Origin of the sequence: Pseudomonas sp. B20, from assembly GCF_020515755.1 — a bacterium.
In the GTDB taxonomy this organism is placed as follows: domain Bacteria; phylum Pseudomonadota; class Gammaproteobacteria; order Pseudomonadales; family Pseudomonadaceae; genus Aquipseudomonas; species Aquipseudomonas syringae.
Map to the genome: position 1 here is coordinate 45031 of NZ_JAHPJG010000018.1, position 13303 is coordinate 58333.

12 protein-coding genes are annotated in these 13303 nt (G+C 61.0%); 7 read left to right on the forward strand and 5 right to left on the reverse strand.

The genetic code is table 11. The features are described 5' to 3' along the window. The first annotated feature begins 244 nt into the window (after nucleotides 1-244). Nucleotides 245-2176, forward strand: a complete 1932-nt coding sequence (locus LIX91_RS17735) for an acetyl-CoA hydrolase/transferase C-terminal domain-containing protein (RefSeq protein WP_100073294.1) — start codon at nucleotides 245-247, stop codon at nucleotides 2174-2176. Nucleotides 2177-2230: 54 nt separating this feature from the next. Here the strand turns inward: LIX91_RS17735 and LIX91_RS17740 are convergent, their stop codons facing one another. Further along, nucleotides 2231-2755 (reverse strand): DUF962 domain-containing protein, encoded by a 525-nt coding sequence (locus LIX91_RS17740; RefSeq protein ID WP_226488872.1) that lies wholly within the window; start codon nucleotides 2753-2755, stop codon nucleotides 2231-2233. An 81-nt stretch (nucleotides 2756-2836) separates the two neighbouring features. Between LIX91_RS17740 and LIX91_RS17745 the strand changes: the two genes are divergently transcribed. From LIX91_RS17745 to gcvH, 5 genes are all read left to right on the forward strand, one after another. After that, entirely contained in the window at nucleotides 2837-3547 is a 711-nt protein-coding gene (locus LIX91_RS17745) for a Crp/Fnr family transcriptional regulator (protein WP_032697593.1), read from the forward strand. A 116-nt stretch (nucleotides 3548-3663) separates the two neighbouring features. Continuing rightward, nucleotides 3664-4665 (forward strand): extracellular solute-binding protein, encoded by a 1002-nt coding sequence (locus tag LIX91_RS17750; RefSeq protein ID WP_003414043.1) that lies wholly within the window; start codon nucleotides 3664-3666, stop codon nucleotides 4663-4665. Nucleotides 4666-4924: 259 nt separating this feature from the next. After that, nucleotides 4925-6541 (forward strand): ABC transporter permease, encoded by a 1617-nt coding sequence (locus tag LIX91_RS17755; protein WP_032702539.1) that lies wholly within the window; start codon nucleotides 4925-4927, stop codon nucleotides 6539-6541. 154 nt (nucleotides 6542-6695) lie between these two features. Further along, nucleotides 6696-7778: a glycine cleavage system aminomethyltransferase GcvT gene (gene gcvT / locus LIX91_RS17760; protein ID WP_226488873.1), complete on the forward strand. Its 1083-nt coding sequence runs from the start codon at nucleotides 6696-6698 to the stop codon at nucleotides 7776-7778. Nucleotides 7779-7822: 44 nt separating this feature from the next. Beyond that, the gene (gcvH, locus tag LIX91_RS17765; RefSeq protein ID WP_004408970.1) at nucleotides 7823-8209 is read left to right on the forward strand and encodes a glycine cleavage system protein GcvH; all 387 of its coding nucleotides are present in this window, start codon (nucleotides 7823-7825) and stop codon (nucleotides 8207-8209) included. A gap of 69 nt (nucleotides 8210-8278) precedes the next feature. Here the strand turns inward: gcvH and LIX91_RS17770 are convergent, their stop codons facing one another. From LIX91_RS17770 to LIX91_RS17780, 3 genes are all read right to left on the reverse strand, one after another. Then, a complete protein-coding gene (locus LIX91_RS17770) occupies nucleotides 8279-8599 on the reverse strand; it encodes a DUF2388 domain-containing protein (protein WP_002551535.1) in 321 nt (106 codons plus the stop codon). 141 nt (nucleotides 8600-8740) lie between these two features. Next, nucleotides 8741-10525 (reverse strand): GspE/PulE family protein, encoded by a 1785-nt coding sequence (locus tag LIX91_RS17775; protein ID WP_003414050.1) that lies wholly within the window; start codon nucleotides 10523-10525, stop codon nucleotides 8741-8743. A 110-nt stretch (nucleotides 10526-10635) separates the two neighbouring features. Then, nucleotides 10636-10983, reverse strand: coding sequence for a hypothetical protein (locus tag LIX91_RS17780; protein WP_226488874.1), 348 nt, complete (start codon nucleotides 10981-10983; stop codon nucleotides 10636-10638). Between the two features lie 125 nt (nucleotides 10984-11108). On the opposite strand from LIX91_RS17780, the gene LIX91_RS17785 reads away from it, so the two are divergent. Beyond that, nucleotides 11109-11579 carry an Lrp/AsnC family transcriptional regulator gene (locus LIX91_RS17785; RefSeq protein WP_003305413.1) on the forward strand — a complete coding sequence of 157 codons (471 nt, stop codon included), beginning with the start codon at nucleotides 11109-11111 and terminating at the stop codon, nucleotides 11577-11579. A gap of 347 nt (nucleotides 11580-11926) precedes the next feature. Here LIX91_RS17785 and LIX91_RS17790 read toward each other — a convergent pair whose 3' ends face one another. Further along, entirely contained in the window at nucleotides 11927-13294 is a 1368-nt protein-coding gene (locus tag LIX91_RS17790; protein WP_226488875.1) for an inorganic triphosphatase, read from the reverse strand. Nucleotides 13295-13303 lie beyond the last annotated feature (9 nt).

The following is a 13303-nucleotide window of genomic DNA, read 5'->3' on the forward strand; positions in this document are numbered from 1 at the left end:
GCGAGCCGGGCGACGCTTCGCTCGCTGGCGAAGATGATGTTTAGATCGATGCTTTTTTGGCGATATTTCACGCCCTTTCGCGAACAAGTTCGCTCCTACGCCCTTTGGGCAGAAGCCAGGAAGCCTTTTGTTCCGGGTGTTCCAGGGATTGTGTATAACGATGATGCTCTGCGTGACGAGCATGCAGCACTTTGACGTTGTCGCCGGTCCAACCTGCACCCAATAACAATTCAGGAGAGCTGGGATGCCGTATTCCTGTTCCATCGAGCATGCCGTCGATCACGTTCTTGCGCAGCTACCCGAGCATATCCACCTCGGCATGCCGCTGGGGCTGGGCAAGCCCAACCGCTTCGTCAACGCGTTGTACCAGCGCATCAGCGAGTTGCCCGAACGACGGCTGACGATCTATACCGCGCTGACACTCGGACGGCCGACGCCGGGGGAGGGTTTGCAGGCACGGTTTCTCGAACCGTTTCTGGAGCGCGTCTTCGCTGACTATCCGGAGCTCGATTTCCTCGCTGCACTGCGCCGCGACAAACTCCCTGCCAATATCCGTGTGCAACAATTCTTCATGCAGCCGGGCAGTTTGCTCAACAGCCACTCAGCCCAGCAAGACTACGTCAGCAGCAATTACAGCCATGCCGCCCGCGACATCAATGCCAATGGCCTGAATCTGGTCGCGCAACTGGTGGCCCGTGACGAACAGCGCCCAGGCACGTTGAGCCTGAGCTGCAATCCGGACGTGACCCTCGACCTGTTGCCCATGATCGCCAAGCGCCGGGCCGCCGGGGAGACCATTCTGATGCTCGGCCAGGTGCACGCCGACCTGCCTTACATGCCGGGCGACTCGGAACTGGATGTCGACGCCTTCGATGTGCTGATCGACGAAGACGAGCGCAGTACGCTGTTTTCCACCCCCAATATGCCGGTGGGCTATCAGGACCATCTGATCGGCCTGCACGCCAGCACGCTGGTGCGTGACGGCGGCACGTTACAGATCGGCATCGGCTCGATGGGCGATGCACTGACCGGCGCGCTGCTGGCCCGTCAGGCCGATAACGAAACCTGGCGTGGCCTGCTGGCCGAGTTGAACATGAGTAACTGGCAGACCCTGATAGATCGGGAAGGCGGCGTTCAGCCGTTTGCCAGCGGCCTTTACGGTTGCAGCGAAATGTTCGTCAACGGCCTGCTGGTACTCGCCGATGCCGGCATCGTGCGGCGCAAGGTGTACGCCGATGCAGAGCTGCAACGGCTGGCCAACATGGGCACGCTGGATGAGGATGCCCATCCTGGTGGCGTGGTCGTGCATGGCGGCTTTTTCCTCGGTCCGCAGAGTTTTTACGCGCGGCTGCGCGAGCTGCCCGCCGAGCGGCTGGCGCAGTTCAACATGACCGCCATCAGCTACATCAACGAGCTTTACGGCCAGGAAGAACTCAAGCGCCTGCAACGCCGCGATGCGCGCTTCATCAACAGTGCGTTTACCGTCACCCTGATGGGCGCGGCAGTGGCTGATCAGCTGGAAGACGGCCGGGTGCTCAGTGGCGTGGGCGGTCAGTACAACTTCGTGGCGCAGGCCCATGCACTTGAAGGCGCCCGTTCGATTCTGATGCTGCGCAGCTGGCGCGAGTCGGGCGGCGAGGTCAGCTCCAACATCGTCTGGCAGTACGGCCACACCACCATTCCCCGACACTTGCGCGACATTGTTGTGACCGAATACGGCATCGCCGATCTGCGCGGGCAGACCGATGCGACGGTGATCGAGCGAATTCTGAATATCACTGACTCGCGGTTTCAGTCGGGCCTGATAGAGCAGGCGCAAAAGGCTGGCAAGCTGCCCAAGGACTTCCGTCTCGATCCGCGCTTTACCGACAACACGCCCGAGCGCCTCAAGGACACTGCATCACGCTACCCGTCACTGTTTACCGAGTACCCGTTGGGTTGCGACTTTACCGCCGAGGAGCGCGACCTGCTGAGAGCCCTGAACTGGCTGAAGAGCAAGCTCAAGCTCACTGAAATCCTCGAGCTGGGCAAAGCGACCCTCGACGCTCCGGACCCCGAAGCCTTCCTCGCGCACTTGCAACGCATGCAGCTCGACGCGCCGCAGGGCTTGCGCGAAGAGTTGTATCAGCGGCTGTTGCTGGCCGGGTTGCAGAACAGCTCCGGGCTTGCCGGCTAAGAGGCGGGCACTGATCATTGCCGCTGGCGACGATCGGTGCCCGGCGCTTGGCGCCTAGGTCGTCGCCTTGCGGGTCGCACGCCCGACCGGGCCGACGCGCTCTTCGATGGCGTGCTGCAGCGGTTTGCGCTGGCCCATCAGGAACGCCAGCTCTGCGACCACAAACAGCGGGCCGATGATCAGCCCGGTCAGGTCATCGATAAAGGCCGGTTTGCGCCCCTCGTAGTAATGGCCGACGAACTGGATGATCCAGCCAATCACAAAGAGCCCGACGCCCGCACTCAGCCAGACCATGGTTGCCTGCTGCGCAAGGTTGGCCCCGGCCCAGAGACACAGCGCCAGCAACACCGCCATGACGACGCCCAGAGCGCGGTCGAGTCGCAGGTAAAAGATCGTCGAGCCCAAGGCCAGCAGCGCCGCAGGTGAAAGCCACAATCCGCTGATATGCCAGCCCGGTCGCGAGAGAAGCACCGCCACGGCCAGCACGATCAGTGGAATACCCACGAAGTGCGTCACGATATTGCGTGAATCACGGTGATAAGCCGCGTATTGACTGAGATGATCGACAAGGGTTTTCATTATTATTCCTGCCTGAGACGATGGCCGGCTTGAGCCTGATTTCTTGTACAACATGCATGGCTGAAAGAGAAGGGAGCAAAAATGACAAATGGAGTGTCGTGGCGGTCACGATTGCTATCCGATTACTGGTTTTCCCATCTGCCTGCCGATCTGCAGGATAGCCTGCTGGAGGCTGCCCGCCAGCGCCGCAAGACGCCCGGCAGACGGCTGTTCGACAAGGGCGATCTGCCGTGCGGTGTTTATGTGCTGCTGGAGGGCAGCGTGCGGATCGGCGCCGCCCACGAGCAGCGGCTTCTGACGCACGTGGAATCGGCGAGCGCGCCGTGCTGGTTTGGCGAAGTCTCGCTGTTTGACGGGCTGCCGCGCCGTTTCGAAGTCTGCTCGCTGGAACAGAGCATCTTCCTGCACATTCCCCAGCCATTCCTGGCCCGGCTGCTCGACAGGCACCCCGAGTACTGGCGCTGGTTTGCCGCGCTGCTCAGCCAGAAGGTCGGCTTGCCACTGCAGAGCCCCGAAAAAATGCGTCGCCTGCCGCCGCGGGCGCGAGTTGCCTGGCGCCTGTTGATGCTCAGCGAGGGGTATGGCCCGTTGAGCCAGGCACGCCGCCTGATTGCGCTGGATGACATTCAGGCGGCGGAGCGTCTCGCGCTTGCCTCGCCGGCCTTGCTGGAAGTGCTCCAGGACCTGCATGAGCGCAGGATCGTGCGCCTGGGAGAGGGACACCTGGAAGTGTTCGATGTGGACAAGCTGCGCAGGGTGGCGAACTTTTCCAGAGCCAGGGCTGTGTGCTGATCACCGGTCATGATCGAGCCTGGACACATCCGGTAACGGCTCCGCTGTCGCTTCGATTGAGATAGCAAATGGGATTCACTACCATTTCGCCTCCTTTGCGAACGCGAGATACCCTGATGCAGGCAAGCAAGCGTCTTCTGGCTGCTCTGACACTGACTTTACTGGGCAGCACCGCTCAGGCTGCCGATGAAGTGGTGGTGTATTCATCCCGGATCGACGAGCTGATCAAGCCGGTATTCGATGCGTACACGGCCAGTACCGGGGTGAAGATCAAATTCATCACCGACAAGGAAGCGCCGCTGATGCAGCGCATCAAGGCCGAGGGCGAGAATGCCACCGCCGACCTGTTGCTGACGGTCGATGCGGGCAACCTCTGGCAGGCCGAGCAGATGGGTATCCTGCAGCCGTTCACCTCGCCGGTGATCGAAGCCAACATTCCTCCGCAGTATCGCTCGTCAACTCACGGCTGGACCGGTCTGAGCCTTCGCGCGCGCACCATCGCCTACTCCACCGACCGCGTGAAGCCTGCCGAGCTGAGCACCTACGAGGCGCTGGCCGACAAGAACTGGGAAGGCCGTCTGTGCCTGCGTACCGCGAAGAAGGTCTACAACCAGTCGCTGACCGCTACGCTGATCGAAACCCACGGCGCCGAAGCGTCGGAGAAAATTCTCAAGGGCTGGGTCAACAACCTGTCCACCGACGTGTTCTCCGATGACATCGCGGTGCTCGAGGCGATCAATGCCGGGCAGTGCGACGTGGGCATCGTCAATTCCTATTATTACGGTCGCCTGCACAAGGAAAAACCCGACCTGGCGGTGAAGCTGTTCTGGCCGAACCAGGCGGATCGCGGTGTGCACGTCAACCTGTCGGGTATCGGTCTGACCAAGTACGCCCCGCACCCTGAAGCGGCCAAGGCGCTGGTCGAGTGGATGACCGGCCCTGAGGCGCAGAAGATTTTTTCCAGCGTCAATCAGGAGTTCCCGGCCAATCCGAACGTGGCGCCTTCAGAAGAAGTGGCGAGCTGGGGGCCGTTCAAGGCTGACACCCTCCCGGTTGAAGTGGCAGGCAAGCGTCAGGCAGAAGCGATACGCATGATGGATCGCGCGGGCTGGAATTGATTTAATATCCAGCGCCTTATCGCTTCACGCTTCAGTGCTCAGCGTTAGCTCAGGTACTGAATAGCCTGGGACACGGGGCTTTCAGGCTTCTGCCCGCAGGGCGTAGGAGCGGACTTGTCCGCGAAGCCGTCAGTTCAGATAGTGCATTTTCTGAGAATGTACCGGCCTTTTCGCGGACAAGTCCGCTCCTACGGCTTGCAGCCAGAATCAGAAGCAGGCCTGTGCACCCCTCTTGACCCCCCTCATTTCGAGAACCTCCTTGGCCCATCCTGTGCAACGCCGCTGGTACCCCCTGGTCTTTGCCATCGCCGCGCTGGTCGTGCTGCCGCTGAGCGTTCTGCTGCTGTCGTGGGAGACGGTTGACCAGCAGATATGGTCGCACTTGCTCGAAACCCAGATGGCGCGTCTGCTGGGCAATACGCTGATCCTGGTGCTGGGTGTCGGCGTGGGCGTGACGCTGCTGGGGGTGAGCCTGGCGTGGCTCACCAGCCTGTGTGAATTCCCCGGTCGCCGCTGGCTGGACTGGGCGCTGATGCTGCCGTTCGCGATCCCCGCCTATGTGCTGGCGTTCGTGTTTGTCGGGCTGCTGGATTTTTCCGGCCCGGTGCAGACCCTGATGCGCGAATGGTTCGGCTCCGGTCTGCGCCTGCCTCGGGTGCGCTCCACTGGTGGGGTGATCATCGTCCTGGTGCTGGTTTTCTATCCCTACGTCTACCTGTTGGCGCGCACGGCGTTTCTGGCGCAGGGCAAGGGCCTGATGGAAGCTGCGCGAGTGCTGGGCAATACGCCCTTGCAGGCATTCTGGCGCGTGGCGCTGCCAATGGCGCGTCCGGCCATCGGCGCGGGGGTGGCGCTGGCGCTGATGGAGACCCTGGCCGATTTTGGTGCGGTGTCGGTGTTCAACTTCGACACGTTCACCACTGCCATCTACAAGACCTGGTACGGCTTCTTCAGCCTGTCCAGCGCCGCGCAACTGGCCAGCCTGCTGCTGTTGGCCGTGCTGGTGCTGCTGTACGGCGAACGCCGCGCCCGGGGTGCAAGCCGACCGGCCAACGAGCGTCCGCGTGGCGCTGCGCTTTACCGGTTACGCGGCATCAAGGCATGGGCCGCGAGCTTCTGGTGTGGGCTGGTGTTTCTCTGTGCCTTCGTGGTGCCGATGCTGCAATTGATCGTCTGGGTCTCGCAGCGCGGCCGCTTCGATCTGGATGAGCGCTACACCGGTCTGATTCTGCACACGCTCTATCTGGGCGGCATGGCGGCGTTGATCACCGTCAGTGTGGCGCTGATTCTGGCGTTTGCCCGACGTATGGCGCCCACGCCCGCGATCCGCTCCGGCGTCAGCCTCGCCAACCTGGGCTACGCATTGCCAGGCTCGGTACTGGCCGTTTCAATCATGCTGGCGTTCAGTTACCTGGACCGCGAACTGGTCATTCCACTGTCCGGCTGGCTGGGCGGCGCAGGCAAGCCTTTGCTGCTGGGCAGCCTCTCGGCCTTGCTGCTGGCGTATCTGGTGCGCTTCATCGCCGTCGCCTTTGGTCCGCTGGAACACAGCCTGTCGCGCATCCGCCCGTCATTGCCTGAAGCGGCGCGCAGTCTGGGGGTCAGCGGGCCAAAGTTGTTTCTCAACGTGTATCTGCCGTTGCTGGTGCCAGGGGCGCTGAGCGCGGCGCTGCTGGTATTCGTCGATGTGCTCAAGGAAATGCCGGCAACCCTGCTCATGCGCCCGTTTGGCTGGGATACGCTGGCGGTACGCATCTTCGAAATGACCAGCGAGGGCGAGTGGGCACGGGCTGCGTTGCCAGCTTTGTCGCTGGTGCTTGTAGGATTATTACCCGTCATTGGGCTGATTCGTCGCTCTGCCCGTCAGATTGGCTAGGTGCGGGGGCCTCACCTAGCGGCTACAATGCGCCGCAATTGGTGCGGTCTGTCAGATAATTCGGTCAGCTGTTACGTGCTGCAAACCCCGGTTTATTGGGGGGCTTGCCGATCTCGTCTGTCCGCACCTTCGCCACGCCCGGAAGGAGAAACCCATGGGACAGCGTACCCCCCTGTTCGACCTGCACCTCGCCCTTGGCGCGAAAATGGTCGATTTTGGTGGCTGGGACATGCCGTTGCATTACGGATCGCAGGTCGAGGAACACCATCAGGTGCGTCGCGACTGTGGGGTCTTCGATGTCTCTCACATGAACGTGATCGATGTGCGCGGCCTTCAGGCCAATGCCTGGCTGCGTTACTTGCTGGCCAATGATGTAGACAAGCTCAAAACCCCCGGTCGTGCCTTGTACAGCGCCATGCTGGACGAGCGCGGCGGGGTGATCGATGACATGATCGTCTACCTCACGCCCGAAGGTTATCGGCTGGTCGTCAACGCGGCGACCGGCGTCAAGGATCTTGCCTGGATGCAGGCGCAACTGGGCGATTTCGACGTGCAACTGGTCGAGCGCAGTGAAATGGCGATGCTCGCCATTCAAGGCCCCAAGGCCAGAACCCGTATTGCCGAGCTGGTTTCAAGCGCCCGCGCCGAACTGATTCACCAGCTCAAGCCGTTCGAAGGGCTTGATGATGGCGACTGGTTCATCGCGCGCACCGGCTATACCGGTGAGGACGGCCTGGAGATCATGCTGCCTGCCGAAGAGGCCCAGAGCTTTTTCAATGAATTGGTTGGCGCGGGTATTTCCCCGATCGGCCTTGGCGCTCGCGACACGCTGCGCCTCGAGGCCGGCATGAACCTGTATGGCCAGGACATCGGTGAACATGTTTCGCCCTTGGCCTCGAATATGGCCTGGAGCATCGCCTGGGAGCCTGCCGAGCGTGATTTTGTCGGTCGCAAGGCGCTGGAGAGCGAACGGACTGAAGGAACCGCTTTCAAGCTCGTGGGATTGGTGCTCGAAGAGCGCGGCGTTTTACGGGCGCATCAGGTGGTACGTGTCGCAGAAATTGGCGAAGGAGAGATCACCAGTGGTAGTTTCTCTCCTACGTTGAGCAAATCCATTGCACTGGCTCGCGTTCCGATGGCGACCGCTGACCGGGCCGAGGTGGAAATCCGCGGCAAATGGTACCCGGTGCGGGTGGTGCAGCCTGCGTTCGTGCGCCATGGCAAAACCTTGATCTAACCTAATGGCGGGTTTTCCGCTGACCCGATGTTGAGGATGACTAAATGAGCAATATTCCCGCCGAGCTGCGTTTCGCCGAAAGTCATGAATGGGCACGTCTGGAGTCAGACGGCACCGTGACCGTCGGCATCTCGGACCATGCACAGGAAGCACTGGGCGATGTGGTCTTCGTCGAACTGCCGGAAATCGGCAAGGTGTTCGCTGCCGGTGACACCGCCGGTGTTGTCGAGTCGGTCAAGGCCGCTTCGGATATCTACTCGCCGGTTGCGGGTGAGGTGATCAAAGTCAACACAGCGCTGGGCGATTCGCCCGAGTCGCTTAACAGCGAGCCGTACAGCGCCTGGATCTTCAAGCTCAAGCCAAGCGACGCCGAAGGCGATCTGGCCAAGCTGCTGGATCCAGCCGGGTACAAGAGCGCTATCGGCGAATAACCGATTACCGCTCCCAAAAATGCCGCTCATGGAGCGGCATTTTTTATGCGCGAAGCTAATCGGCAAGACTTACTGGTTTTCAGCGACCAGGTTTTTATCCAGGATCGCGTTAGCCAGTTCCATGTCGGTGGCTTTCAGGCCTGGATTGTCTTTGCGTACCTGCTCGATGGCCGCTTCCAGGAACGGACCGCGGATGCCACCGTCGCTGGCGACGAAGCTGCCTGCGTCGTCCTGGGCGGCGACGATCAGTTTGTGATCCTTGAAGGTCAGGTAAGTCGAGCCGGTGGTTGCACCGGAAGACAGCACATTACGCCAGAAGGTGTCAGCCATCGCTGAACCCATTGGGATGGAAAGCAAGGCTACGGTGGCGACAGCGAACTTGAGACGCATGATGAATTACTCCAGCTGTGGTTGTTCTGAGGGGTTGGATAGCCAAAGCCACGAACTAGTTCAATCAAGGTGTACCGCATAGTTCACTTTAGCTGGCTCGCCATGCCGTGCGGCCTTCTGGAACAACGCTTTCAACCCTGATCAGCGTTGTTCGCTTTGCGGTGTTACCCGCAGCACTTCCTCAAGTGTAGTCAGGCCCGCCGAGACTTTCTGCGCGCCGGACAGACGCAGGCTGCGCGTCCCTTCCTTGAAGGCCTGACGACGCATGGCGGTCAGGTCCAGGTCCGCCGAGATCAATGCCTTGATGTTGTCGGACATGACCATGATCTCGTAGACACCCGCCCGACCCCGGTAGCCGGTATCGCGACACTCCACGCAGCCGACCGCCTGATGCGCGCCGGGCGGCACCGGTGCCTGCCAGGGGCGCGTCAGGGTTTGCCAGTCGGTCTCGTTGAGGTTGATGGGCGCCTTGCAGTGTGGGCAAAGGGTGCGCACCAGGCGCTGGGCCATGACGCCGAGGATGGTCGCCTTGAGCAGGTAGTGCGGCACACCCAGTTCGAGCATGCGGCTGATGGCGCTGGGCGCATCGTTGGTGTGCAGCGTCGACAGCACCAGGTGACCGGTGAGTGCCGCCTGAATCGCCATTTCTGCTGTCTCCAGGTCGCGAATCTCGCCGATCATGATGATGTCCGGGTCCTGTCGCATCAGTGCGCGCACGCCGGCGGCAAAGCTCAGGTCGATGTTGTGTTGAACCTGCATCTGGTTGAAGGCTGGTTCGACCATCTCGATGGGGTCTTCGATGGTGCACAGGTTGACCTCGGAGGTCGCCAGCTTCTTGAGGGTGGTGTACAGCGTGGTTGTCTTGCCTGAACCGGTCGGACCGGTAACCAGAATGATGCCGTTGGGCTGGCGGGTCATTTCCTGCCAGCGCCGCAGGTCGTCACTGGAAAAGCCCAACTGGTCGAAGTCCTTGAGCAATACCTCGGGGTCGAAGATCCGCATGACCATTTTTTCGCCAAACGCGGTCGGCAGGGTCGACAGGCGCAACTCCACTTCGCGATTCTCCGGCGTGGTGGTCTTGACCCGCCCGTCCTGTGGTTTGCGTTTTTCGGCGACGTTCATCCGCCCCAGGCTTTTCAGGCGGCTGACAATCGCCATGATCACCTGCGCCGGAAACTGGTAAACGTTGTGCAGCACCCCGTCGATGCGAAAGCGCACGGTGCCCTGTTCGCGGCGCGGCTCGATGTGAATATCACTGGCGCGCTGCTGGAAGGCGTACTGGAACAGCCAGTCGACGATATTGACGATGTGCGCGTCGTTGGCGTCAGGCTCCTGATCGCTGGCACCGAGCTTGAGCAACTGTTCGAAGTTGCCCATGTTGCTCATTTTTTGCTCAGAGGCGCTGGCACCGCTGACCGATTTGGCCAGCCTGAAAAACTCCATCGCCATGCGCTGGATGTCTGTCGGGTTGGCGACCACACGTTTGATCTGCAGCTTGAGCACGTGCGCCAGGTCGGCTTCCCATGAGCGCACATAAGGCTGCGCGCTGGCGATGGTCACCGATTCGCGATCGACCGCCACGGCCAGAATCTTGTGGCGCTGGGCGAAGGCGTAGGACATCAATGGCGTGACCGCTGCAACGTTGATCTTCAGCGGGTCGATACGCATGTAAGGCTGGCCACAGGTTTTGGCCAGCCAGGCGGTCAGGGTTTCCACGTCCAGCTTCTTGCCCGGTCGCTTGAGGTCGTCAAACTGCAGCGAAGCGAGAAACTCGAGGGGGTGCAGCTGGATGTTCACCGCACTGCGACGTTGGGTGAGTGCCGTTTCCGCGTCGTCCTGGCCGAGGTAGCCTTCGGCAACCAGATCACGCAACACATCATTCAGATCAAGCCAGCGATCCTGTGAAGAGGGGGCCAGGGCTGCCATGTGCGCTCCTTGAGGCAATTCGTCATTGGACGATGAACAAGAGTAGACGCCAAGCGTGACAGCGTTATTGGTTCTATGCGACCGGGAATTGCCGGAGCAGGCGAATTGATTCAGCCCGTCGCCAGGGCGACACGGGATTGCGCGGTGTTCCGGGCGTCGACCTGCTCGACTTCCACTGAGCAGACGTCGATCAGGTTGCGCATTTTTTCGCCGATCACCTGGGCTCGATGCCAGCTCAATCTGGAAACCTGAAGGTCGATGAGCAGCAGGCTCTCTTGTTGCACAGCACTCAATTGGTCGGGAATCAGGTACTGCATGGCAAACAGGTTCAACACCTGACAGAGCAAGGCAGGCTCGGCTTCGGCGCAGACACGGTAGCGTGCGCAGCACTGCGCATTGCTGGACGACCAGCTATCTGGACGTTGCGAAGAGGGGGTGACGGCTTCGAGATTGGGCATGCTGATACTCCACAAGGATGCTGGAAATCTTTGCATGCGTGAAAAGAAATTTCTGGTCCATCATTGGGTGGATTAGTCTTTATAAGACTTGTTAATGCGCTGCAGGCTATTTCGGAAAATTAATTATGCAAATCGAGCTGGACAGTTACGATCGCAGGATTCTGGCGCTGCTGCAGGAAGATGCTTCGCTTTCCAGTGCGCAGATTGCCGAGCAGGTCGGTCTGTCGCAATCACCCTGCTGGCGCCGCATTCAGCGGCTCAAGGATGAAGGGGTGATTCGCCGTCAGGTGGCGTTGCTGGACCGCAAGAAAATCGGTCTGAACACGCAGATATTCGCCGAGGTAAAACTCAACGCCCACGGGCGCTCCAACTTCACCGAGTTCACCGACGCGATTCGTGGCTTCCCGGAGGTGCTGGAGTGCTATGTGCTGATGGGGTCGGTGGATTTTCTGCTGCGCATCGTGACCCCGGATATCGAGGCGTACGAGCGGTTCTTCTTCGAAAAACTGTCGCTGGTACCCGGCATTCAGGAAGTGAACTCGACAGTGGCCCTCTCCGAGATCAAATCCACCACCAGCCTGCCACTGTTGCGCTGACGGGGCTGGTGCTCGGAGTTGCGCCCGCCTCGGTTGTGCCTCGTGCACCGAGGTGACTGGTTTTGCTGCCGGTTCCCGGCAGTTCGCGGACAAGTCCGCTCCTACAAAAAACGGGAGATCATGTACGAGCGCAGCGTCGCCCGGTCTGCTCCCACGCCCTTCGGGCAGAATCAAAAGCGGACTTGCGTATGACGCTGAATGATCTGGCCTGCAGCAGTGCTTCTGCCCGGAGGGCGTAGGAGCGGACTTGTCCGCGATGGGCTGCGAAGCGGCCCTAAAACGTTTCAGGCAGTTCGCGGACAAACGAAGCGTCGCTTGGTCCGCTTCTACGGCCTTCTGATCCAGCCTTACAAGCGCAGCAGGGTTTTCCAGGCGCGGCTCTGGAAGACGGTGATTGCCTGTTGCACGCGGGCATCGAGGACTTCGTCGCTGATATCCAGATGTGCCAGTTCTTCCAGCTTGCGCAGTTCGCCATACAGGCGATCCAGTTCCGGCAGGTCCAGCGCGCCGCGTGCCCAGTGCAGCCAGGACTGGATGCGCTCGATGCGGGGCAGTTGCTCGGCCAGGTCTTCCGGCTGCTGCTGATAGCGGCTCAATTGCAGGGACGTGGCTTCTTCGCCCAGCAGGCGTGGCAGCCAACTGCTCAACAGCGCGGCGCCCTGACGATTGCCGCGGGTGTTGCGTTCGGCGGTCCAGCTGCGGGCCAGCAACCAGCGTGAGGTATTCAGCGAGAACTCGCCCCAGCGCGTGTCCTGCAATTCTTCGAGGAATTGCTCGTGGGCGGCACCGCGTACATCGGCATCGTCCTGCCCGGCCTGAACCAGCGGTCGCCAGTCTTCCAGCAAAGCGTCCAGCGCAGTACGCAGGTGTGCGGTCGAGGTGCGTGGCGCGGCCTGGCCGAGGCTGCTGGTCAGAGCACGCAGTTCGGCGAGCATCTCGACCCAGTCCTGCAGCAGACGCCAGTGGCCGTTGAAACGGTATTGCTCGGCCAGACGCTGGCTGCTGCCCAGCAGGTGCCAGGCCAGCGCGGAATAAGCGTCGTCCAGTGGCGTTTCGGCATTCAGGGCGGGCGCCTGCAGGCTCAGCGAGTAGCTGCTGGCATCGAGCAGACGGTAGCCGCGCTCGGCCTTGCTGATATCGCACGGCATCAGCGGCAACGTTGCAGCCAGCTCGGCGGCCAGTTCCAGCAGTGCGGCAGGTTCGCCTTCACGCAGTTCGAGCTCCAGCTCGCAGATTTCTTCCTTCTGCTTGCCGGCCACCACTTGACCAAGGTCCAGTGCGGCTTCGATCACCACTTTGGCCTTGCCACGGCCCCACGCAATCTCGGCTTTCTCACGCACGAAATCGGTGGTGAACAGCGGCTTGATGGTTTTCTTGTCCAGATCGGCCAGTTGCTCGGGCCAGCAATCGCCTTCGAGCTTCTTCAGGTCCAGCTTGGCCTTGCTCAGGTCCCAGTTGTACTCATTGCGCTCGGACAGACCGGCCACGCTTTGCCCGCGAGTCTTCATGGTCTGGATGATCTGATCGCCGTCGCGGCGGATACGCAGGGCGACTTTGGCCTGCGCCAGCTCACCTTCGGGGGTATCGAAATACTGGTTCGACAGTTCAAGGCGCTCCCAGCCACTCTTGTTGCGCTTCTTGAGCAACGGGTGTTCACGCAGTGCAGCGAGGGTCTCGCGGCTGACGCGGAGTTTGATTTCAGTTTCTTTTTGCATGGCCGGGGG

Coding starts and splice junctions, on each gene's coding strand:
- LIX91_RS17775 (WP_003414050.1), bottom strand. CDS start 10,525: ATGGCAGCCCTGGCCCCCTCTTCACAGGATCGCTGGCTTGATCTGAAT.
- gcvH (WP_004408970.1), top strand. CDS start 7,823: ATGAGCAATATTCCCGCCGAGCTGCGTTTCGCCGAAAGTCATGAATGG.
- LIX91_RS17745 (WP_032697593.1), top strand. CDS start 2,837: ATGACAAATGGAGTGTCGTGGCGGTCACGATTGCTATCCGATTACTGG.
- LIX91_RS17735 (WP_100073294.1), top strand. CDS start 245: ATGCCGTATTCCTGTTCCATCGAGCATGCCGTCGATCACGTTCTTGCG.
- LIX91_RS17740 (WP_226488872.1), bottom strand. CDS start 2,755: ATGAAAACCCTTGTCGATCATCTCAGTCAATACGCGGCTTATCACCGT.
- gcvT (WP_226488873.1), top strand. CDS start 6,696: ATGGGACAGCGTACCCCCCTGTTCGACCTGCACCTCGCCCTTGGCGCG.
- LIX91_RS17750 (WP_003414043.1), top strand. CDS start 3,664: ATGCAGGCAAGCAAGCGTCTTCTGGCTGCTCTGACACTGACTTTACTG.
- LIX91_RS17770 (WP_002551535.1), bottom strand. CDS start 8,599: ATGCGTCTCAAGTTCGCTGTCGCCACCGTAGCCTTGCTTTCCATCCCA.
- LIX91_RS17780 (WP_226488874.1), bottom strand. CDS start 10,983: ATGCCCAATCTCGAAGCCGTCACCCCCTCTTCGCAACGTCCAGATAGC.
- LIX91_RS17790 (WP_226488875.1), bottom strand. CDS start 13,294: ATGCAAAAAGAAACTGAAATCAAACTCCGCGTCAGCCGCGAGACCCTC.
- LIX91_RS17785 (WP_003305413.1), top strand. CDS start 11,109: ATGCAAATCGAGCTGGACAGTTACGATCGCAGGATTCTGGCGCTGCTG.